Annotated in this window: 13 protein-coding genes and 1 other RNA gene; 2 read left to right on the forward strand and 12 right to left on the reverse strand. The window is 44.9% G+C overall.

Annotated elements, in window-relative coordinates:
* Window positions 1-86 precede the first annotated feature (86 nt).
* From HXT50_RS02995 to HXT50_RS03045, 11 genes are all read right to left on the reverse strand, one after another.
* The gene (locus HXT50_RS02995) at window positions 87-1391 is read right to left on the reverse strand and encodes a zinc ribbon domain-containing protein (protein ID WP_231880158.1); all 1305 of its coding nucleotides are present in this window, start codon (window positions 1389-1391) and stop codon (window positions 87-89) included.
* Between the two features lie 104 nt (window positions 1392-1495).
* The gene (locus HXT50_RS03000; RefSeq protein ID WP_116442869.1) at window positions 1496-3331 is read right to left on the reverse strand and encodes a proline--tRNA ligase; all 1836 of its coding nucleotides are present in this window, start codon (window positions 3329-3331) and stop codon (window positions 1496-1498) included.
* A 324-nt stretch (window positions 3332-3655) separates the two neighbouring features.
* Window positions 3656-5113, reverse strand: coding sequence for a PIF1 family DEAD/DEAH box helicase (locus HXT50_RS03005; protein WP_174163731.1), 1458 nt, complete (start codon window positions 5111-5113; stop codon window positions 3656-3658).
* A gap of 57 nt (window positions 5114-5170) precedes the next feature.
* Window positions 5171-5878, reverse strand: coding sequence for an oligoribonuclease (gene orn, locus HXT50_RS03010; RefSeq protein WP_004107431.1), 708 nt, complete (start codon window positions 5876-5878; stop codon window positions 5171-5173).
* Window positions 5879-6078: 200 nt separating this feature from the next.
* Complete coding sequence (gene guaB, locus HXT50_RS03015; protein WP_112928771.1) at window positions 6079-7623, reverse strand: IMP dehydrogenase; 1545 nt, start codon at window positions 7621-7623, stop codon at window positions 6079-6081.
* A gap of 52 nt (window positions 7624-7675) precedes the next feature.
* Window positions 7676-8779 carry an MraY family glycosyltransferase gene (locus tag HXT50_RS03020; RefSeq protein ID WP_004107423.1) on the reverse strand — a complete coding sequence of 368 codons (1104 nt, stop codon included), beginning with the start codon at window positions 8777-8779 and terminating at the stop codon, window positions 7676-7678.
* Between the two features lie 128 nt (window positions 8780-8907).
* Window positions 8908-9594, reverse strand: coding sequence for an L-threonylcarbamoyladenylate synthase (locus tag HXT50_RS03025; protein WP_421777008.1), 687 nt, complete (start codon window positions 9592-9594; stop codon window positions 8908-8910).
* On the reverse strand, window positions 9591-10589 hold the full coding sequence (prmC, locus tag HXT50_RS03030; RefSeq protein ID WP_004119662.1) for a peptide chain release factor N(5)-glutamine methyltransferase: 999 nt from the start codon (window positions 10587-10589) through the stop codon (window positions 9591-9593). The genes HXT50_RS03025 and prmC overlap by 4 nt, the downstream gene beginning before the upstream one ends.
* A gap of 33 nt (window positions 10590-10622) precedes the next feature.
* Entirely contained in the window at window positions 10623-11720 is a 1098-nt protein-coding gene (gene prfA, locus HXT50_RS03035) for a peptide chain release factor 1 (protein WP_004118799.1), read from the reverse strand.
* Between the two features lie 147 nt (window positions 11721-11867).
* Window positions 11868-12080, reverse strand: coding sequence for a 50S ribosomal protein L31 (gene rpmE, locus HXT50_RS03040; RefSeq protein ID WP_004118797.1), 213 nt, complete (start codon window positions 12078-12080; stop codon window positions 11868-11870).
* Between the two features lie 157 nt (window positions 12081-12237).
* Window positions 12238-21654: an InlB B-repeat-containing protein gene (locus HXT50_RS03045; RefSeq protein ID WP_421777009.1), complete on the reverse strand. Its 9417-nt coding sequence runs from the start codon at window positions 21652-21654 to the stop codon at window positions 12238-12240.
* Window positions 21655-21977: 323 nt separating this feature from the next.
* On the opposite strand from HXT50_RS03045, the gene ssrA reads away from it, so the two are divergent.
* Window positions 21978-22374: a transfer-messenger RNA gene (gene ssrA / locus HXT50_RS03050) on the forward strand.
* A 68-nt stretch (window positions 22375-22442) separates the two neighbouring features.
* Here ssrA and miaA read toward each other — a convergent pair.
* A complete protein-coding gene (gene miaA / locus HXT50_RS03055) occupies window positions 22443-23456 on the reverse strand; it encodes a tRNA (adenosine(37)-N6)-dimethylallyltransferase MiaA (RefSeq protein WP_421777010.1) in 1014 nt (337 codons plus the stop codon).
* A 142-nt stretch (window positions 23457-23598) separates the two neighbouring features.
* Here miaA and HXT50_RS03060 point away from each other — a divergent pair, with 142 nt between their 5' ends.
* Window positions 23599-24408: a GTP pyrophosphokinase gene (locus HXT50_RS03060; RefSeq protein ID WP_004107417.1), complete on the forward strand. Its 810-nt coding sequence runs from the start codon at window positions 23599-23601 to the stop codon at window positions 24406-24408.
* Window positions 24409-24530 lie beyond the last annotated feature (122 nt).

The raw sequence follows: 24530 nt of genomic DNA on the forward strand, positions 1-24530 counted from the left end.
AAGAATCAACATTCCTGGCGGCAAATCTATTTATTCTCTATTTCGCAAATTAAGTATTTCCTAATTTACTGAAACTGAGATATCTACTACTTAATCACATGTATGTCATCAGAAGAAACCGATGGCTGACCATAAGGCAAATCACCACCATGATACATAATGCCATTAGGTTTCGTTGCAATAGTAATTCTCTTACCTTCGTATTGTTTGAAATTATTACTAGTTCCATCATTAGAGTCACTGATAAGCACAGCTACTTTATTAGCGAAAGTAATAGTTGGTCTTAAAGCACAATCCATAAAACCATTAGCCACTGTAACTGAAGATGGATTATCTAGCAAAAGAACAGTAAAGCGTGCATTATCATCATAAGTGTCTGGGAAGCCAGTAGTATCATCCTTATCAGCGCCAGGTAAGTTCTTAGCTTCTTCCTTACTTAAGGTCTTTATTGTTCCAGTGTAGACTTGGTAACCCTTTTCAATCCAATTCTGAACATTCTTATTATGCTCACGCACTTTTTGTGAATTCTCTTCATTATTCACTAATGCGTCAACGCCTCTCATGTCTGAAATTGAAATAAACGACGGCATTACTACTCTTGATAATTCATCAGTTCCTTGAACAACACCATCGCTTCCTAACGGATGCTCAACAGTTTCAGAACTAGTTGTGAATTTATGATGTTTATTTAGGCGATATATTGTTTTTGTCCAAGGCATATCTCCATCACTTGTAGCATCGGAACCAAATGGAGCAAGTGTAACTATTCCATCATGATTCTTGTTAAAATACAAAGTTGCATATGAATCGCTACTAGTGGTCAAATCTTCAGATTTTATAAGCTTTTTACCATCGTAAGAAGCAACACGAACGCCATATGTAGCGTCTATCATTCTAGTAGTATCAGCGCTGCGCGAAGACGCAATCACTAAATCTGGGATAGAGTCTTTGTTTATATCCCATAGCGTGTAGTAATACTTCATGTCACTACTGTCGGAAGATTTGGTTTCGCTAAAATCTTTTAGAACTTTTTTATATTGTTTTCCAGCCTCACTAATTACGTTATTATGAGACCCATCAGCACTATTTACTCTTTTATTTAGATTCAAAAAACAAACTATTCCAGCAATTACCACAACTAATGCAACTACTGCCGAAATAATAATTGTTAATTTTGAATACTTACTTTTCTTATTCTTAAGCGCGTCTACAGGCTGCTCATAAACCTGAGTATACAGTTGCTGTTCTGATTGGTTATAAACTGCTTGCTGCGGATTATTTATTTGTTCTGCAGAAGTTTGCGAACCAATAGAAGAATCAATCCTCGCTCCACACTCATTACAAAATTGCTGATCATCACTAATTTGTGATCCACATTTTTCACAAAACATATGTGTAACTTCTTCCTATTACGTATATATAAAACAAGTGGGATGCAAACGCAGAGCCCACAAGTTATTAATATTTCTCACGATTCAAAATTACGCACCAAATTTTACTTATTCAAAAGTATTTTGACACGCTCTACAATGCGGCTTGCAGCTTCGTCAACTGGAACTGCTTCAACATTTGAGCCGTTGCGATCGCGGATTTCAATCGTACCGTTGTTCACGGTATCGCGACCTGCTACAGCAATCAGCGGCACGCCAACAAGCTCAGCATCCTTAAACTTTACGCCTGGAGAAACCTTTGGACGGTCGTCAAAGATTACTTCGATTCCCTGCTTACTAAGCTCTTCAACAACCTTTTCAGCAGCGTCGAAAGCAATCTGATCCTTGCCAGTAGCAACGACGTGAACTTGAGCTGGAGCAATTGCCATAGGCCATGCGAGACCAGCGTCGTCGTGATGTGTTTCTGCTAAGCATGCGATCACGCGGCTAACGCCGATACCGTAGCAGCCCATCCAAACTGGCACAGCTTTACCGTTTTCGTTAAGAACGCTTAAGCTCAAAGCCTTAGAATACTTTAAGCCAAGCTGGAACACCTGACCGATTTCCACACCGCGTTCGAAGCTAAGCGGACCAGAACCATCTGGGCTCATATCGCCGTCACGAACCTGGGCTGCTTCAACAACGCCGTCAGCCTCAAAATCGCGACCGTAAACAGCGTTGTAAACGTGCTTTCCGTCTTCGTCAGCTCCTGTAATCCAGGCGCTTCCCTTTGCAACGTGAGCATCCATCAAGTAGCGAACAGGATTTTCAATACCACTACCCTCTTTGCGAGCTTGAGGACCTAATACGCTAAAACCAATGTAGCCCTTAACAAACTCAGGATGAGACTTCAAATCATCCTCAGTTGCTTCTTCGATTTCTGCAGGAGCGAACTGAGCTTCAAGACGCTTCATATCTACCTGGCGGTCACCTGGAATACCAATAGCAACAATTTCGCGCCATGGCTCCTCATGCTCGCCACCCTCAGCGTCAGCCGGGTGCTTAACAGCAATAATCAAGTTCTTCAAAGTGTCGTCTGCTTGCCATTCGCGACCATCTTTACGCGGATGCAAATCGTTAGAAACCTTAACCAAAGCTTCAATCGTCTTAGCGTCTGGAGTTTCGAGCGCTTCTGCTGCAGGAGTTGCAGAATAATCAACCTCAGACATTTCTGGAGTGGTAAGAGCCTCAACATTCCAAGCTTTTCCGGAAGGAGCAAGAGCAAAAGTATCTTCACCAATTGGCATTGGAGCCAAGAATTCCTCAGAATCAGAACCGCCCATTGGACCAGAAACAGCGTGAACAATCACGTATTTAATGCCCAAACGGTCGAAAATTCGAGCGTAAGCAGCGCGCTCTTCAACATAAGCAGACTTCAAACCATCTTCGTCAATTGAGAACGAATAAGCATCCTGCATAATAAACTCGCGACCGCGGATAAGACCTGCGCGAGGACGGAATTCGTCGCGATACTTCGTTTGAATCTGATACAAAGTAACAGGCAAATCCTTGTACGAAGAATACATATCCTTAACAAGGAGCGTGAAAACTTCTTCGTGCGTTGGAGCAAGAAGATAGTCAGCTTCATGACGATCCTTAAGGCGGAAGATGTTGTCGCCGTATTCTTCCCAACGGTTTGTAGCCTCATAAGGCTCACGTGGAAGAAGTGCTGGGAAGTGGACTTCCTGCGCACCGATACCGTTGATTTCTTCGCGAATAATCGCTTGAACCTTGTTTAAAACCTTGAGTCCGAGCGGCAACCAAGTCCACACACCTGGGGCAGATTTGCGAATATAGCCTGCGCGCTGCATAAGTTTTGCGGAAGTCACGTCCGCGTCTGCAGGATCCTCGCGCAGCGTACGAAGGAACAGCTGAGACATACGAAGTACATTGGAATTCATGCGTTCCAATCTATTTGCGCATGAGGACATAAACACTTGTTTACACAGCTAAACAAACAAGCCAAAGCAGCGACAAAAACCCAGTTAAAACTCCGGCAAATGTTTCCCAAATACGCAAAAACGACAACAAACGCCGTGTATATTCACGGCAAATGTTCCACAAAAGCACCAAAACGCTCGCGCAGGTAACGCGCTCGCTACGAAACTCGCGTTGGAAGTCCCCCGGACTTCCAACTTAAGCGAGTTTCCGCTCCGAGTTGCCTTCGCGCGCTAAATCGCAGCGCTCAGGCAGGTCGTCGCGCAAATGTTCCACAAAAAATCGCACTAAAACTCGTCATCGAAGGAAAACTCTTCATTATCTGTGTAATTGACAGCGCCAAAAATGTCAAACTCTTGCTGATTTGCAGAATCGCCTTCAAACTTATCTGTCAAAAATACAGAAGCACCATCGCTAGCAAGCATCCCACTCGCACGTTTGGAAGCATCGCGCAAAGATCCATCTAGTAGAACGGCATCAACTGAAACGCTAAACGCGCGATCGTTAATACCTTCCAAATAAAGACCGCCCAGATTTTCCACACGAGAAAGCGCAACATATCCCATTCCAGGAGCGAAAGTTCTACGCAAATCCATTACCGCACTATCGAGCGTCATACCTTGCGACTTATGAATCGTAATTCCCCACGCGCAACGAAGAGGCACTTGATTTACGCTAGCAAGTACAGTCTCACCGTCCGTCATTTCCCACGCAGCTGGCTTAAGAGTGACAATATTTCCGTTTTCAAACTCAACAATCGGCCAGCCACCTTTAGATTCAGGCACAAAACGCAACACACGTCCAACAGAGCCGTTTACATACTGCTTTTCTTGGTCATTACGCAATGCCATCACAGCAGCTCCGGCCTTCAAAACTAAACGCTCCGGAGCAAGCATATTCTTCTTTAAGCGTTCAACAAGATTTTTAGGTCCTGCTTCCGTTGCAACGAATTCGTGAGGCTCAGCATTAATTTCCGCAAGCTGCATATTATTTAAACCATCTGCTTGCGCGTTCGTTGGGAAAAGATGTACTGCAACTTCGTCATCTTGCGGATACTCACCAAGACGGCTGGCCAACACTTGCTTATCGTCGTCACTTACTAGACCGCTACGAATATCTGTTAAAACATCAAGTAACTTACCGTCGTCTTGACGATGTTGCTCAGTTAAATAGCACACAACAGGTTTCAAAGCATCCCAGGCGAAAGATTCCGTAATATAGCCTTCCGGATTTTTTCCAGCTGCAGCATACTTTTCGCGCGACGAAATAAACTCCGGGCTCGGCTCGAACACGTCACGATTTCGCATAGAAGTGCTAACAGGAGGCAGCTGGAAGAAGTCGCCCGAAATAACTACTTGAAGCCCGCCGAAAGGAGCGGGATTTTTGCGCACTTTTCGGCATACTTCGTCAACCATGTCGAAAAGCCACGCGTGTATCATTGAAACTTCGTCCAGCACGAGCACGTCCGTGGCTTTTATGCGCTTTCCTCGCCTAGCTCTAATGGTTTTAAGAAGCGTATCCGTAAGTGCGTTTGCAACTCCAACTCCACTCCAAGAGTGAATGGTTTGACCGTTTAAATGAGTTGCTGCGATTCCGGTAGAAGCCGTTACAGCCACGCTTAAACCGTTCTTTCGCATTTCGCGAATAGCTTCGTTTAATACGTAGGTTTTACCTGCACCCGGAGCGCCGGTAATGAACGCGCTTGCACCAGCGTTGATTATGGTTAGAGCTTCGGATTGCTTCATTGGCAGTACCTTTTATTGCGTTTAGTAGTCACGCTTTATTTAATAGTAGCGTTGTGTTTAGTAGTCGCGCTTTTCTGCGGAATTTACGTCTTCTAGCGCCTCTCCGCGGCGTTCGTAGTCACGAAGCAAGCTCGTGCTTTCAATGTGCTGTGCGCCAGCTTTTGCTTGAGACTCACTTGGGCCTGGAGCTGGAACGAACATCATATCGCGGTAGTAACGAAGCTCGTCAATCGACTCAATAATATCCGCGAGCGCACGGTGACCGCCATGTTTTGCCGGCTTATTGCGGTAAACGTCCGGGTAAAGCCTGCGCGAAATTTCCTTCAACGTGCTTACGTCTATTACACGATAGTGCAGATTTGCCATTAAATCTGGCATATAGCGGTCGAGGAACTTTTTGTCGGAACCGACGGAGTTTCCAGCAAGATGAGCTTTTCCGCGAGCCGGCAGGAAGCGCTTTACGTATTCAACTACCTGCTTTTGCGCTTCTTCTAACGGCAAACCGTTCTTATTCCACTCGTCAACGAGTCCGGAAGAAGTGTGCATATTGCGCACAAAATCGTTCATATGAGCCACAGCAGCATCGCTCGGCTTAATCACTAAATCAATGCCGTCGTCCAAAACTTTCAGATTAAAGTCGGTTGGAACTACAGATACTTCACATAATTCGTCGTGGAAAATATCGAGTCCCGTCATCTCGCAATCAATCCAAATTAAGCGCGACTCTTCCGGCGTAAACGTAAGATCTTCCTTAGCTTCAGCCATTTTCGTTCCTTTCCTAATATTTTTTCGAACCCATCAGCCTACATCTTCGTAGAGACGAGACACGTATTAAAAACGACGAAAAGCAGGCAAGTTGTAGATAACTTGCGTAACTTTTCGCCGTTTAATGCAAAATAGTTGCGACTTACACGCGACTCACACACGCAACTCACGTAACTCGCGCAACTTACGCACCACGCGACTTAGTTGTGGAAACCGCTGTAGTTTGGTGCTTCTGCAGTCATCACAATATCGTGAGGATGAGATTCACGAAGACCTGCATCAGTAATACGAATAAAGCGTCCGCGCTCTTGCATTTCCTTAATATTGTGAGCACCAACGTAGAACATGGACTGATGCAAGCCACCAAGCAACTGGTAAAGCACAGCGTTAAGTGGACCGCGATATGGAACTTCGCCTTCAACGCCTTCTGGAACCACCTTATCGGAGCTGGTAACGTCTGCCTGGAAGTAACGATCCTTCGAATAAGACTTCTTACCGCGAGGAGCCATTGCGCCAAGCGAGCCCATGCCGCGGTAAAGCTTGTACTGCTTGCCGTGAAGAAGAACCTTCTCACCAGGAGCTTCCTCACATCCAGCCAAAGTGCCGCCGAGCATAACGGTGTCAGCACCAGCAACCAAAGCCTTAGCAATATCGCCGGAATAGTGAATGCCGCCGTCTGCAATGCATGGAATACCAGCAGCCTTGCAAGCCTGAGCAGCGTCGTAAACTGCAGTAAGTTGAGGTACACCAACGCCTGCAACAACACGCGTAGTGCAAATAGAACCTGGGCCAACGCCAACCTTTACAGCGTCAACGCCAGCATCAATCATAGCCTGTGCGCCTTGGCGAGTTGCAATATTTCCGCCAATAATTTGCACGCCGTCGAAAGCCTTATCTGCCTTAATGCGACGAATCATGTCGAGAGCCAAGCGAGCCTCGCCGTTTGCGGTATCGACCACAAGCACGTCAACTCCAGCTTCCATAAGAGCGCACGCACGCTGCCAAGCATCACCAAGGAAGCCAATGCCAGCAGCAACACGCAAGCGACCTTGATCATCCTTAGTAGCATCCGGATACTGCTCAGTCTTCACAAAGTCCTTAACAGTAATCAAGCCTGTAAGCTTACCTTCAGCATCAACCAAAGGCAACTTTTCAATCTTGTTATCCGCAAGCAAGCGGTGAGCATCTTCCTTAGAAATATCGGAAGGACCAGTGACGAGATTTTCGCGCGTCATCACGTCCTTAACTTTCAAGCGATCGTAATCTTCGGAAGCAATAAAACGCATGTCACGGTTGGTAATAATACCAACTAAATGATTTTCGCTATCCACTACCGGAAGACCAGAAATATGGAAACGCCCGCACAATTTATCTAAATCGGCGAGCGTAGCATCTGGGTGAACAGTAAGCGGGTCGGTAATCATACCGGATTCACTGCGCTTAACAATATCAACCTGCGCAGCTTGATCATCAATAGAAAGATTGCGGTGAAGTACTCCAATACCACCGTTACGCGCCATGGCAATAGCCATATCGGACTCGGTAACAGTATCCATAGCTGCCGAAATAGTTGGCACTTTCATGGTAATTTCGCGAGTCAGACGAGTGGAAGTATCCACTTCGGACGGAATAACATCAGTTTCGTTTGGAAGCAAAAGGACATCGTCATAAGCGAGACCGAGCTTCTCGAAAATTGGTGGAACAGGAGCATACACGGATTTCGTGTTAATATCAGTTGTAGCCATAGGGTTACTATACGTTTTTGCTATGACGTTTGCCGAAACTCCGAACGAAACGCTACGAATTGCGAAGTTCGGGCAGGCGACGACGCAAGTACGGCATCATTGTGAGCACAGTAAGCAACGCAGCAGCAAGAATCATTCCAACAAGCACATACACAGCTTTAAAGAACAAAATCATAATAGAGCCAAACGCAATTAGCGCAGCCCATCCCCATAAAATCAGCACAGCACCCTGCACAGAATGTCCGATTCTAAGCATGCGGTGATGCAAGTGCATGCGATCCGGATGCATTGGCGACTGCCCTTTAGCAACACGCCTAAAAATAGCCAAGCACATGTCAAGAACCGGCAAAAACAGCACAAGAATCGGCAACAAAATCGGCATAAATACAGGCAAATAAATACTCGTATGCACAGCCGACGGATCCAAATGACCGGTCATAATAATCGACGCGCAAGTAATTAAGTAGCCGATTAGCATGGAGCCGGAATCGCCCATAAAAAGTTTCGCAGGATGCCAATTGTGCATAATAAATCCAACGCACATACCTACCATTGCAACGTCAATAAGAGTTGCCATTGATGCGTAGGATGGCGACGTGCGCGCGAGCATGTAGGAGTAGGTTGCGAAGGCGATTCCTCCAATTGCAACGATTCCGGAAGCCAGTCCGTCCAGCCCATCTACAAAATTTACTGCATTAATTGAAGCAACGATTAGTATTGCAGTTATTGCGATTGACACGCTTGGAGATGCCGTCACGAGCGAACCGAGCGGCAAAGTTACGATTTGCAACCCTCCCCACGCTACAAAAACAGCTATAAGCAGCTGACCGGCAAGCTTTAGCATCCAATCTAAATCCCAAATGTCGTCGCATACCCCAAGCAGGCATATCATAACGGCTCCTGCTAGTACAACCCACGGCTGGTGCGTTCCTGCAAAAAGCCCGGAAATAAATGGCATAGAACTAGCGAATGCCATCGCAACTGCAAAACCAAAAAGCATACCTACACCACCCATACGTGGCGTTGGAATAGTATGCACGTCGCGAGCGCGAACTTTGCCAACAGCACCCATACGGATCGCAAGGTGACGAACAAGCGGCATAATAAGCCACGTAGCACCGCCTGCAATTGCTGCAATAAACAGGTATACCCTCATAAATGCGTCCTTTGCTATGCGATTACTTCGTTGGTTTTAGCAGCGTTTGCTAAATTTTTCGCTTGCTTATTTTGATTGTAGCGATTTGTTAGTACCAGAAATTTAGTATCAGAAATAAGTTAATAAACTTACTCACTTAACGCATTACGAATTTCGCACTCCGAAATCACACCTTCGCGCAAAATCACAATACCGTCTTTATCGCTTGAATCCGCACCAACTACCGTGCTTGCCACGTGCGAGCGAGTTGGACCTGCGTTCAAATACAGCGGAATTTCGTTGCCGAAAGCCTCAAATGCTTCCTCGACGCTGTCTGCACTTTCGTTACCACTGCGATTCGCGCTAGAAGCAGCCAGCGGGCCCGTAACGCGCAAAATTTGCATTAATTCCGGGCAATCAGGCACGCGCACACCTTGAGTTGATTCGATTGCTTGAGTTGTTTCAGTTTCTTGAGTTTTCTCATCAGTCTCATTCGTTTTGCACAGCGTTGCAAGTTTGGACGCAACCGAGTCCTTCTTAGCGCGCGCAATCGGAGAATATCCACCCGGAAGGAACTTTTTGCCTAAAATATCCAGCGGAGACGGCAAATACAGCCCAAGTTTTTCTAAATCTTCCACTCCGCTCATTAAAATTTGCAACGCCTTCGTGCGCGGCCTGCGCTTAAGCTCGTAAATTTTTGCAACTGCAGCTTCATTAAATGGGTCACAAGCAACGCCATACACAGTGTCAGTTGGCACTACGATTACGCCGCCTTCGTTAATAATTTGCGCTGCCATTTGCAGTGATTCTCCGTTGATATTGTAAATTTTGCTCATTTTTGCCTCTTTTGTTGCTTTTGTTGTTTATTTTGCTTATTTTCTTCTATTTGATTCAAGTCATATATCTGATTCAAGTCATATTTTTGCGCAAAAGTGTATCGCGGTCTGCCTGTTAAGTCGTTTCCAACTCGAGTACACACAAAACCTAGGCTTTCCGCGTACTTTTTAAGCGCATCTCCTTGCGAAATATCATGCTCCATAACCATAGCTCCCCCGGGTTTAAGAAGCGCAAAAGCCGCGCGCATAATCTGCTCCGGAATAAGCAAGCCATCCACAGAGCCGCCGTACAACGCAAGCGGAGGATCATATTCTCGCACTTCAATCTGTTCCGGCACTTGATTTTCCGGCACGTAAGGCGGATTCGTTATTACTAAATCTACTTTGCCGCAAATTGCGTGAAGTTCAGGAGTTAAATCTGAAATATGCGCTTTTGTTGCATCTGCAAGAACAGCATGGTATCGACTGGAAATCTGCATATTTTCGTAATTCTTTGCAGTTTCTTCAGAATTTTTTCGCAAATATTGAAAAGCTTCAGGAGATTTTTCTACAGCCCACACTTGCGCGTCTGCAACTTCCGTTGCAATCGACAATCCGATTGCTCCCGAACCTGCGCATAAATCGACTACCGTAGGCTTGCTAATACCAGATTCTCTAAGCCAATCCAATCCCGCTTCAACAACAATTTCCGTTTCGGGCCGCGGCACAAAAACGCCCTTGCCAACGCGCAAATCCAAGTAGCGGAAAGGCGCGCGACCAATAATATGCTGCAACGGCTCGCGAGAAGCACGCCTAGATACAAAATCGCTATATTTGCTAGCATAATCGGGCGAAAAATTCTTGTAATCACCCATAAGCAGAGCTTTGTTTAGCTCAGCTAAGCTCACTCCGCAAGCGTGAGCCAGCAGCAAGCGCGCATCATATTCTGCTGACTCCACACCTGCAAACTCAAGCTTTTTAACAGCATCGCGCAAAACTCGCAAAAGTTCTTGCATTTTAAGAATTGTTTAGAAATTTTAATCGGCTACTTACTTGGCTTGCGCTAAGCGGTCAGCTTCATCCGCCTGAATATCACTGTCGATAACAGGCTGCAAGTCGCCGTCAAGAACCTGGTCAAGATTGTAAGCCTTGTAATTCGTGCGATGATCCACAATACGATTTTCTGGGAAATTGTACGTGCGGATTCGCTCAGAGCGGTCGAGCGAACGCACCTGTGAGTGGCGCATATCCGCCGCTTCTGCTGCCTCCTGCTCATGCTTCATAGCGAGCAAACGAGACTTTAGCACGCGAAGGGCTGCCGCACGGTTTTGAATCTGCGACTTTTCGTCTTGCATGCTAACAACAATTCCGGTTGGAATATGCGTCATGCGAACCGCGGAATAAGTAGTGTTCACGGACTGTCCACCAGGGCCGGAGCTCATGAAAATGTCGATCTTCAAATCTTTTGGATCGATTTCGATTTCGTCGTCATCTTCGTCTGCTTCTGGAAACACGATTACGCCGGCTGCGGAAGTCTGTATGCGCCCCTGCGATTCAGTAACTGGGATTCGTTGCACACGATGTACGCCACCCTCGTACTTCATGCTTGCCCACACGCCGTCTTCTGGAGCAGGAGTACCTTTTGCGCGAATCGCAAGCTGCACATCTTTTACGCCGCCAAGTTCCGTTGAATTTTCGCTTTGGATTACGGTAGTCCAGCCGCGCTTTTCGGCATAACGCATGTACATACGCAATAAATCGCCAGCAAACAGAGCCGCTTCTTCGCCGCCTGTGCCAGCTTTAATTTCCATAATCATATCGCGCGCATCATCCGGATCCCTAGGAATTAATGCCGTGCGAAGCTTTTCTTTTGCTGCTGGAAGCTGCTCTTCTAAGCGCTTAGCTTCTTCAGCAAAATCTGGGTCGTCGCTTGCCATTTCGTTTGCGGCTTCAAAATCGTCGCAAAGCTGCTTGTAATTTAGGTAAGCATTTACGATTGAGCCGAGTTCTGCGTGCCTGCGGCCGAGCTTGCGAATAGCGTCCGGGTTTGACGCAACTTCCGGACTTCCCATGCGACTTTCAATATCGCGATACTCTTCTAACGCGGTAACTGCTGCCGGGAATTGTTCCTCTACTGACTCAGCCATCATATTCCTTTGTAGTCGCGCTTAACGCGGATTGTAAATCAAAAAATTTAAATGTTAAATGTAGAACACTAAACACACATGTTTAGCACATAAAACGCCAGCCCCGATTCCGCGAGTTACACGAAAGCAGGGCTGGCGTCACAAAAGCTACTTAGTCTTCTTACCGTAGCGCTTCTCGAAGCGAGCCACGCGGCCGCCGGTGTCGAGAATCTTCTGCTTGCCGGTATAGAATGGGTGGCACTTTGAGCACACGTCAACCGTCATGTGATCGCCATCAGCGGTGGAACGAGTTACGAAAGTGCTTCCGCAAGAGCAGGTAACCTGCACTGCGTGATAGTCGGGATGAATACCCTGCTTCATAATGTCTCCTATGGAATTCGGGCGACCCGGGTCGCAAAGCCCCAATAGCTAAGCGTGAACCGGAACCTTCGTTATTTTAGTCACCACCCTCGACGCGCTTATAATTCGTATAAAAATGGAGCGCATGAAAAATTCAAACGCTCCAAATTTAAATAAATTATTTATTATTGCGACGCTTGCGATGGTGCTTGCCAGTCTTTACCACCGCAAGACCAATTGCTGCGATTGCTGCCGACAAAATACCAGCAGATGCAGAAGAAACCGTGTCGCTACCAGTTTTAGCTAATTCCAGCTTTGCTTCAACAGTTTCTTTTAGATCCTTTTCTTGCTTCTTTTCATCCTCAATAGTTACGTCATATGAAGTAGAAGAATCAAGAGAAGGAATAACTTGCTCAGGCGCTGGAGTTGGCTGCTCAGGCGCTGGTGCTGGACTTGGAATTGGTGCTGGAGTTGGAGAGTTTGGTTTGCTCTCAGAAATCACATCAATTTCAACAGCAATTTCCGCTTCGCGACCATACTTATCGGTAGTAGTAAACGTTAGCTCAACTTTTGGCTTTCCATTCACAATCTTAGGAGTGCCGGAAATCTTGCATGCAGTACCAGCGCAGGTTGCGTTAATACCGTTTACAGAATTCGTAACCTTTGAGATTAACTCGTTAATGGTTACTTCCTTACCATCTACCGTAATCTTGTTAGTAGCATCGCCAGATCCTTCAGTCATGTTTTGCAAAGTAAAGTTCGTTAACATACCCTCGCGAGCAGAACCACTAAACTTAAACCTCATAGGAGCCATCTTCTCGAAGTTTGCAGTAATAGTGATTTCGTGTTTTGAGTGAGGCTTTGGCAGCGAAATCTCTGGATTTACTCCAGCATTGCGCAAAACCTGCTTCAAAGCTTCCAAACTAGACTTCTTGGAGCTGCGAATTATCTTTGCAACAAATGGCTTATCTGCTTCATCAGCAAGCTCAGCGAGCACTTCTCGCTGTTCATCAAGAACATAACTATCAATTGCGTTCTCAAGATTAGCAAATGTTAAGTCTATTCCTGCTTCTTGCATCAAATTCTTCAGCGCTTCTATTGAAGAATACATAGAATTGGAAATTTGCTTGGCAAGCCATGGTTGTCCAGCTTCTTTAGCAAGTTTTACAAGCAAAGTCTTTTCATGAACTTGCTCAATGACTTTGTCAACATCAATGCCATTTTGGACAAGCTTATCCTTAATCTTTTGTAAGGAATCATGAGACTGACGAATTTCAGAAGCTAGATCAGTCTTATGATTTCTTTCAGCAACCTGAGCTAATTCTTCACGCTTAGCATTGTAGACTTGCGCAGCATGTTGCTTTTGCGCTTCGTTCAGGAGATTTTGCAAAGCAGCAAGCGTATATTTATCTGAGTTACGAATCAACTTTGCTACATATGGCATACCATCCATAATTGCCATTCGAGCCAAAGCTTCTCGTTCTTCTTCTGTGGCCTTGCGTTTATCTGCCAGAGCCGCTGGCTTTTCAGTCGTATTAGACGACCAATCCTTGAACACGTAGCCCTTATCGGCAAGCACATCTGGAACTGGCATAAGCAAATTAGTAGCGCCGTTTCGTACCCAATATACTGAAACTATCTTGTCGCCAGCACTCTCAAGAGGCGATTTTTGCAAACTTCCGCCCTTACCAGCTACATACGTCACCTTCGTGTAGTTCTTTTCTATGAACTTAGCCGCAGCAGTGCCCTTAGCCGGCAAATCGTTATCTGCAATCACGTTAGGCAAAACATACACATGCACAGGCAACTTAGTTGTAACAGTTTTTTGCTTTCCTGTAGTCTTATCAATTTCATCAGTAGGCTTAGTTACATTCACCATAATTGTTGAAATTCCAGGCTTTGAAACATCAACCTTAGCATTCTCATCTACAGATACACTCACTTTAGGGTCAGCACTATGTACGAGCTTATTGACGTTTGGAATCTTATCTCCAACGCCAACAACTGTTTCTGGAATCTTCACACCATCAGCGCCATTTTGTTCAGCAACGAAAATGCGCGGCCTGCTGATATCCCAATTGTCGTGTAAGAGTATGTTTGACTTACGGCTCTTTGCATCATACATTTGCCACTTTGTAAAACCGGAAAGTTCTGCAGCAGTATCGTTTGCAACTTTTTGAGCAAACTTAATGTTATCTTCTTTATCTTTTCCGTGACGAATATACAGAAGTTTTGGCTTATACGAACCGTCAGCCCACGTTCTACCAAATCCTGGAAGGAATATGGTTGCAACGTAGCCATCTGGAATATCGTCTTGTTGAGAAGCGTCAATTACGTTTGGCACAAGCTTATAACGTGCTATAAAAGTGGTGTTCCCACTAAACTTCATACCAGCAATTTCAGCACTAGAATATAGCTTAATTTTTGGTGAATTCGACACAGTAGTAGGTGTTGGAGCCGCAGTAGCAACAAGTGTCACAACAGGGACTACTGATGCAGCAGTATTTGTACCATTCGTAATATTTGGCGTGTTGGTCGAATTTGCTACAGGTGCAGTAGCTGCCTGCATCTCCCAGCCTTGGAACTCGTAATGGTATCCTTTCGCATCGTAATCCTTGCCAATAACCTGCGGTGCACGAACGCCACTAGCAGATTGCTTATATGCGTAGTACAACTCGCGCGAACCTTCAGCAAATTCACCCTTGCCATTTGGTGACTTATTATCACTCTGAGCATTTATAAAGTTGACTGAAACATACTTAGTCTTATCAAAAACTAGTTTGCGTTCAGCATTAGCACCAGTTTGCGTAGTATCCTGCGTATTCTCCTTCGGCAAGCTTTCTGGGTACATCAACTGATAAAGCACTTTTAAGCGTCCTACAAGTCTATAAGTCTTGTAATCCACTGCATCCTTATACTTAACTGTAACTTTCAAAGGAACAGTGTACAAAGCAGGCTTCTTAAGCATTTTTTGTTTTAACTTATTTTGTTCAGCTTCAGTTGGTAAATCGTATTCGACTTTTATGTCTTCTATGCCATTATTCACAGCAGCATCTGCTTTGAGCTGAGACATATTAGTTATAAAATCGGTTAGCTTTGGAAGCGTGTCAGGGTCATCTTGCACAGCAACAAGGTAATCAGTCTGCACTGCTGGCTCTGTCCAAGGGGTTTGATCTGCCACGAACTCTTGGAATGGTTCATTGACTTTCCAGCCATCTTTCCAATCACCGGTCACGTCAGCAACATCTTTAACTTCAGTAACTTTCTTACCGTCATTAAGCATACTGCTTCGTTTCCAAGTGCCAGTAGCTCCAGTGAGACTGCCTTTCAGCATCTCAAGAACATTCACTTGCTTTCCATTAATGATCTTCGTAATTTGGGAAATATCAGTGCCCTTCTTTACGTAGAACACTTTAGGTCCACTCGTGCCGTCACTCCACAATCGTCCTGGAGCAGGCTTGAAGATTGCAACTACAGCATCTTTAGGAACTTCACCGCCGTCAGAGGAACTCGAGAAGTATTCAATCTTCTTGTAAACAGCGTTATAAGTTATGCCGGAATTATCGTTAACCTTAACATCCTTATAACGACCTTCAGAATCGATATCGTACTTCTGCTCTGGATTCGGATTCTCAGCAGTCGGCTTTACAACATTAGTTGCCCAGCCCTTAAACACGTAGTGGTAATTATCGGCACTATGATCCTTACCGAAAGCTTGCGGCACGCGGATTCTAACATCCTTACCTTTATAAACGTACGCAGTAAGCGTAGTGTCTCCGTCATCAGGATGATTAGAATTATCTCCATCGTGACCAATAATAGTGCCTTCATCGTTCTTACCGGTAAAGGTAATCGGCACGTACTCGTCTTTATGCTTGCTACCGTAGTCAGTAGCCTTAAACTTCTCCCACTCGCTTCCGTACACCAAATCCGGCAGCGTGCGGTACAACACTTCAGTTTCAGCAATGTTGCCATCAAGATGCACTTGCACTTTAATCTTGTGCAAGCCTGGAGTGTTGTCAAACTTTTCGTCTTTACCGAATGAGAACGTAGCATCACTTGGATACTCATCAGCATTCGTTATAAGAGCTTTAGCTGCAGTTGGATCAGCCGGATTCAAAGTATCTATTGGCTTCAAAACCTTAGTATCAATTGCAACAGGAGCTTTTAGCTTGAAGTTAGCAGTGTAAATTACCTCAGGATTGTTCTGCTCTTCGGAGCGAATCGGCAAGCGATTTACACCATCGGAATACTGAAGCGTATGCGAGCCAACTTCAGACGAACCGACTTTCGAAGTCCAACCAACAAACTCAAATCCAGGCTTTGCTTTCACTGCTGGAAGTGGCATTTGATAAGCTTTTGTGCCCTTAATTGCGTCGTACACAAGAGCAGAGCCGTCAGCTACATCCTTGTTCTGCCAGTCAACAACGCTGCCCATAGAGTCTTGACCATCAGCCACTTTAAACACGTAACGCGTGTAGTGATCTGGTCGAGCTTGATGATCGTCCTTACGCTTAAGCACGCGTACGTCATCATATCTAAATGTGATAGTACGAATATCTTCAGCTTTTTGCTTGCCGTAAGGATCAGTAACGTATTCAATACGCTGCTGCGTATTTTCTGGCTTAAAGCCTTCAATAGGCTTGTAGAATACTACGTCATACTTCCTATTTACAGAGCTAACTTCGCTTTCTGGAAGAAGCTCCTTTTCTTTACCGTCCTTACCAATAGTTACATAGCGAACTTTGTACTTGCGCATATTATAAGTTTGGTAAATAAACTCGCCAGTATTCTCAGATTCAGTACTCGAAGCTTCAAAGCTCGTGAAATGCTTATCTGGGAAGTGCGTTTCGTCACTATAGACTGCTTCCGCATTGTAGCGCAAATGCTCGCGCAAGCCGGAAACCGTTTGCTCGGCGGTATGGTCTACCATCGCAGCTTTGGCCTCTTTCGTAACAGCATTCTTATAGTCAGAAATCGTGTATCCAGGCTTTAAGAATATATGCTTAAAAGTGCCTTTGTAGCGAGTATCCTTCACCCACACTGCGTTAAGCGTTATATCTTCTACTACTTTGTTGCCAAAGGCGTACGGCAAAGTTTTGCCATTCTTGTTGATTTCCCAACCGTAGAAGTCGTAGCCTTTACGAGTTGGAGTGCCTATTTCATCCTTTTCGTCAATAACATGGTAGCGAGCGAACTCCTTTTTCTTAACTACGTTTGTGCCAGCTACCTCATTACCGTTCCCATCGATATTCGGCATATTGTAGTTAAACGTTACCGTGTGCTTAATATTGGTTGGCTTACCCCACGCAGCATAAAGCTTAATGCCATTAACTGGCATTGTAATATCTTTAGCTTTGCTTTTATCTTTGCTTTCACCTTTAGCATCTTCACTCTCGCCATTTATAAGCTGACTACCAGCTTGATCAACAGCCCAGCCTTTAAACACGTAGTCTTTTGGCAAATTGTTAGGACGAGTGATGGAGTAAGTCTTGCCGTTAAGCGTGAAAGTGTACTTTCCATCGAACTGCTTAGACGTATCGTTAGCATTGTCTTTAGTTACAGAATCATCGTAAGACGTATCTTTTCCGTATAAATCTTTGTCTTCGCCCGTCAAATCTTTTTTGCCGCGCTTAGTCAAGCTATACTCGTACGGCAATCTCTCTGTAGCAGCGCCATCCTTTGCGTTGCTTATAGCCTTGCCGTCCGCATTATAAAACTGCACGTCGTACGACTGGCGGTCATACTTAAACTCAAGTGGTTTGTTATCATTAAATTCATTTTCATCACCAGAATAATTTTCTTGTTCATCTACTGGAACGCCCCTATACTTTCGAAATGCTAAATGATACTTTTTAGCAAAAGCTTTCTGCTCATCCTCACTTAAATCATCCCAATCCCCATGAGCATGAGATTCGTTATACCACACTTCCAGATTATCTTTAAAGTCGTCTGAATCTAACGCATCACCAACTTTTGTCTTATCATAACCATTAGCAGGATTAAAACCAGCAATAGATGGAGCTGGATAATCATAGCCAGTGTTGGGAGTATCATCTTTGCTATAAGAATCGGTAGAAAGCTCATAATCGTCATCGCTTGCTGTACCACCCTTTTTAGCGGATGCAATACTTTGCTTCCTAATAATCACCTGTATAGGCTGACTTTGATCACTGCTATCAGCAGTAAGCAGACGCTGATTATCTTTTAACTCGTATGTAGTTTGAGGAGTCTTCTCAGGGTCATCGCTAATTCTAGGTGCTACTTTGTCTTTTTGATCTTTTTTAAAAACAGCACGGAATTCAGGGTCAGCAAATTCTTCTTTAGTAAAACGATACGGAGGAGTGTCACGATACTTTATATCCCCCGCAAATCCAAGCTGCCACCCTAAAGAGCCTTTTCCCTCTTCACTAAAATATAATTCATTTACATCAGGCCAAATATCAGTAAGCTTTTGACCGTAACGAACCTTTACGCGGTAGCCTTTATGGTTAATTGCATTGTCATTATCATCTTTGTCTTTTTTATCATACTTATCCGAGCAACCGCCACCGCCAGCATAGCAATAAATAGTTGTTTTGCCGTTTTCATCTTTTCTTTTTATAGCAACATTGTCACCCCTATTTACGCCAGCAGGCTTAGCAAAAATAAGCTCGTACTCGTTGCGATCGTAAACTAAGTTAAGAGTGTTGTTTAAGTCGTTTGCGCAAAGCTTCGCTTTACTGCGTTTGCCTAAATCTGGGCGACCCTGCACAAGATTATGTTCCTCACTGTTAAGCTCTTTAGTCAGCTTCTTATTCACGTGGAAGTAGCGGGTGAATAAGTCCTTACCCTTGTTGTTAGCATCACCAGGATGCTCAGTATCATACCCGTCTAAGCTTGTTACAGGCGTATCGTTCATCCAGTTGAACTTTGAAATTAAGCCATCTTTATGATTATTCGCATCTGTACCTTGCAGCTCTTCTTTTGTTAAGCCAAGCTCCGGGTTCGTTACATAATCAGTTTCGCTTTTACCATTAAGCTCATCAGTATCTTTAGCAACACCAGCATCATCCATCTTATCGAGCACAACGTCGCTATCAGTTTGCACATTCGTGCGCTCAACAAGACCAACAAAGTCGTAGTTTACAAGCGAATCCGGATGCTCTTTGTCTACCAAATCCGCCTTCTGTACCCACACGTTCACGCGGTAGCTGGTAGTATTGTTAGCTTCCCAAACTGCGCGGAATCGCACATTGTGATCCGGCATCTTGTAGTTAGTAGAATTTCCTTTAATTAGTGGACTACCAGAAGTATTTGATTGATTAGTATCCCCTGGTTTTACTACCTGCCACCCAAGGAACTTATGACCACGATATGTAGGTTCTGGAACCGCAGGCACTTCCTGATCATAATACACTTTTTGAGCAGTAACATCCGTGCCGCCAGCAGAATCGTAAGTAACTTCATACGCCTTACGATAGTAACGAAGGTTCAAAACTAGCTTGTCTTTTTCATCTTCAGAATCAGAAAGTGGCGAGCTAATAAGATTATGCTCCGGCTCGTAGCCTGGAATATACAGAGCTACAGCACTCACATCTGAACCAACAGTGCCAGTAACTTCAGTGACGTGGATACGTTCTTTTTTGCCATCTTTGTAAGTTACTTCAATAGTCTTGCCAACGCCAAGATTTGGAGCATCGTGAAACTCATCCTTATTATCGAGATCCTGCACCAAGTGACGCACATAGTACTTAGCTGTTTTAGGAGCGTAGTTGATATTCAACTCGCCGTAATACTGAATGCCGTCTTCTACTGCCGGTTGCGCAGATGATGAAGATTGCGAAGTTGTTTGAGATGACGAGGCTTGCGGGGCTTGAGCGCCGTTGTTAGCTCCAACAGCAGGCCTTTTCTTTACAGCATACTCAGTAATCAGCTTCTTACTCAAACGCAAGTAGCGCTTAGCATCCGCATCCGTACCGTCGTCAATAACAAACTTGCCTTCGTCGTTTTTAATGTAGTACTGATAATCCCCGGAATGGTATACAGATGGACGGTATCCAGCAGCCTGCGGAAGCTCAATGTATTCGTACTTACCATCTTTGTCAAGCTTATCGAAGTCTTCTTGGTCAATTGTAAGCTCATAAGGCTGTACAAGCTGCTTATTCGCAGCACCGCCAATCGTATAGCGAATTTGCAAATTGTACGTAGCTTTTGGCTTAGTGTCGGTTTGTACCTGTTCGTTGGCTTGCTCTGTGCTCTTCGCCTCTGGATTATCCGTATTCGGCTTAATTACCTGGCTGTCTGGATCAGTTGCTGCGTTATTAGTTGTTGTGCCAGCGTTCTGTGTGCCAGAGGTCGGTGCAGGAGAAGGTGAAGGCGTTGGCTGATTGCTCGAAGTAGACCTAGACTCTGGAGCAGGTGTTGAGCCAGAAGCTGAATGCGTAGTACTTTTACCTTCGCCTGGGACTCTTGTATTTTCACCTTGTGTATTGGTTTGCGAACCTTGAGCAGAGCCTTGTGAACCTTGTGTAGAGCTTTCTGTACCCTGCCCTTGCGCACTTGACACTTGCGCATTACCTTGTGCAGTTGTATCTGCACCTGGGGTCGCTGCAGTTCCAGCACCAGCGTTAGCTTCTGTACCTGTTGAAGTTACAGGAGTAGACGGCGCAGTTGTATTATCTGCAGGAGCCGCAGTCTGAGATGTAGGTGCATTATTTGCAGGAGCCGCATTCGGAGTTGAAGTTGCATTACTTGCAGGAGCTACACTACTCCCGTTGGAAGCACTATTACTGCCATCAGCAGACGTACGAGCACGCACTTTTGTCGTATTTGCATTACTTACTGTATTCGTATTTTCTGTGTGAGTGCTTGAAGGTTGTGCGTTTGTATTCTGCACTGGCGCAGGCGCACTTACTGCAGCAGATCCAGCAGACCCAACAGCATTTACCGTATTTTCAGCAACATTTGACTTTGAGCCTAAAGTTGCATTTTTAATCTCAGAAGTCTTTGTAGGCGTAGCAGACTGAACACTATTAGAAGCTTTATTAGAATTTGCAGACTCAATATTCTTCGCATTTTGCAAATTCTGCAAATCACGTGTATTCTGAGCGTTCTCAATAGTCTCATAAGAATGTCCGAAATTAACCTGTTCTGAAGAACTGCCTAACTGCGAATCAATTTCGCGCTGTTGTGTTTCTTGTTGTTGCGATTCGTGCTGTTTTGCTTCACTCTTATTTATTTCACGCTGCTCAATCTCACGCTGTTGTGCCTCGCGCAACTGTTGCATTTGTGCATCATGGCGCGCAAGCTCTACAAACTTTTGAGTTTGAGCACTCTTATTGAGCACGCCAGCACCCCAACGCTGCATGTTCAATTCGTCTACATCAGGCTTACCTTTGCCCATTTTTTGCGTCATATTAGACGCATCGATAATATCTTTTTGAGTAGGCTGAAGCGCGGAAGCTACAACAGATGGCAGCATCATTGCCAAAGTTGAAGCAACAGCAACTCCAGCAACTCCCTTACGCAAAGCACGAGAACGCTTCACCGCATGAGCCTTACGAAGTGTTCTTCTTGGTACCACATCACCGTGTAAATCTTTACGCTCTGCCATTATTTCTCCTCACTCCAACCAATTTCAAGTAGACCACGCATACTTATAAATCTTCATATGTATTATACATGAATACAGTATATGGGCATAAAATAAACATTTGTTATAATCTTTTATTCATTACAAATCAACTACAACTCATATTTACGCTTGGCAAATAAAATCACCTAACTAATAGTATACTAATCAATACCCCCCCCCCAAAAAAAATCATCCGAACGACTATGCCGTGAGGAATAAGTGCTCAAGCAGTTCGTAACGTTAAAATATGATACAATGTAGGAATGTGTGCTCTAGAGCAACAATTGTTTGAAAAATCAAAAGGGGTCGATCGGTTTCGACGGCGATCTGTTCGCCGCGGGGAAGCGTGCCGAGAATGCGGAAGTCCACTCGTAAACGTCCTTTCGCAAAAGAATAAGTGCTAAATCTAATCGCACTGAGTTCGCTCTCGCTGCCTGAGCTTCGCGCCAGGATTAACCAGTGAGCAGCTGCTCCGTTCACCCACTCACGTCTTCGGAGTGGTGCTGAACGTCATAAGAAGACTTGCTTGAATTGCCGAGCTGCAGGGCAATTCAGGGACTTTGACTGTAGATATGCTCGCCATGAATTGTCTGCGATAACATGGGGGCAGAAAAACTGCCGCACGGCCAGCAGACTACGCACGTAGAAGACCGAGGGTACGGTCACCGGACCGGGGTTCAATTCCCCGCGACTCCACAAACGCAACAACGCCACTGCTAAAACAGTGGCGTTTTTTGTAGCAAAACCCAATGTTTCCAATGCTTAAATTAAACGTTAAAAGCATCTCCGAGATGGTGCTGAGTAGCGTGCTCAGTAGCGTCAGAACTATTGCAATCAAACTCCCCCGCATCCGCAGCATCAACAATCGCGAGCGCAGCTTCCGCAAGATCCGGTCGCAACGCGTCCAACCAGTAAATGCGTGCATCCCTACCAAACCAACCCATTTGTTTGCGTGCAAGTCGTCGAGTTTTTTGCGCAATATCCGCAAAAGCCTCATCCTCACTCCAAACGCCATCCAAATAATCCATAATCTGCTGGTAGCCAAGAGCACGAGCTGCAGTCACACCCAATCGCCCTCGAATTGCGCGCACCTCATCCACAAAACCCTGCTCACGCATAATTTGCGTACGTAAATCCACGCGCTTATCTAAATCTTCACGACGCAAATCTAAGCCAATTTGCACGCAATCAATCACATACTTATACTTCGGAAGCGTTGCGGAATAAGGCTTTCCTGTAAGCTCAATCACTTCAAGCGCGCGAATTGTACGTCGCGGATTGCGCGCATCCATATGAGCCGCAGCAACCGGATCCTTTCGTTGCAACTCATCAAAAAGCGCACCTGCTCCTCCTTTGCGCTCGCGCTCCTCCAAAGCTGCACGAATAGACTCATCCGTGCCTGGAAATGTAATATCATCCACAGCAGCACGAGCATACAATCCCGATCCTCCAACTAAAATCGGCCTCACACCACGCGATTGCAACTCACTAATACACTGCCTTGCCAAAGTTTGAAAGCGCGCAACCGTCATCGTTTCTTCAGGATCAATAATGTCAAGCAAATGGTGTGGTACTTCCGCCTGCTCCTGCGCACTCGCCTTAGCCGTGCCAATATCCATGTAACGATACATTTGATACGCGTCTGCGTTGATGATTTCCGCACGAATCCCGCGCTCAGCTAATTTTTTCGCAAGCGCAATACCAAGACTAGTTTTGCCTGAAGCTGTAGGACCAACTATTGAAATTACTTTAGGAATATTATCCTGCTTATTTTCAGACAAAATACACTCCCCGTCAAAATACTTTCCTAGATTTTGCTTGCGCGCAATCACCTAAGATATTTATATCACGCTTTGCAAAGAATATTACATTTACATACGCACTCCCAGACGTTTAGCAGTTTTTATAGTATTATTAAAAGACGTGATACTTGATCGTCATAACCGCGTAAACGCAGCAGAACTCTATGCGCGTCTTCATAGCAACGAAGCAGCTAATGAAAGCAACAATTTAAGTAGCAATGTAAGCAATACAAAAAATCAACAAAATTGCTCCCAATGCGACAAAACTAATTCGCTTATGCTTCCTGAAGACCAAATCGACGAATTTGTAAACATGATGCAAATTTACGAAGGAGCAATGTACGAAATAAGTACAAAGCTCGAGATTCTAGATAGCGAATTTCAGGTGCGATTCTCTCACGACCCAATTCACCACATGGAACGCCGTCTTAAATCAGTGCACTCAATTTTTGAGAAGCTGCAAAGGCGTCATCTAGATATTTCCACACGCTCTATACGTGATAATCTTTTCGACGTAGCTGGAATTCGCGTAATTTGCAACTACTGCGACGATGTGTATTCTGTAGCACAATATCTTTCTAAACAAACAGACATTCAAGTATTGCAAGTTAAGGATTATATTAAGAATCCAAAACCTAATGGATACCGCAGTTTGCACGTAATTTATGCAGTTCCTGTGTTCTTGTCTTCTGGAGCACACTACACGCCAGTTGAAGTGCAATTCCGAACTATTGCGATGGATTATTGGGCCAGCTTGGAGCACGCTTTAAGATACAAAGCCGGTTTGCCAGATGCAAAGTTGGCTGAGCACTCTCAAACCTTGCTCGATTGCGCACATAGCTTGCAAAATATTGAAACACAAATGCAAGGTATTCACCGCGATATTAATGGTGCTCCTCAAGTTGAAGAGGCACCTAATAGTAAGGCATAATATCAATGCGAAGCGCAAGATTACGCAATACTAAAATCAGCTTATTGTACGAACGTATAAATTATGCTGTATTTTTTTAGCATTTTCCCAGATGCTTTAATTATAATTATGTGAGAACGTTG

Origin of the sequence: Gardnerella sp. KA00243 (genome assembly GCF_049244105.1) — a bacterium.
Taxonomy (GTDB): domain Bacteria; phylum Actinomycetota; class Actinomycetes; order Actinomycetales; family Bifidobacteriaceae; genus Bifidobacterium; species Bifidobacterium leopoldii.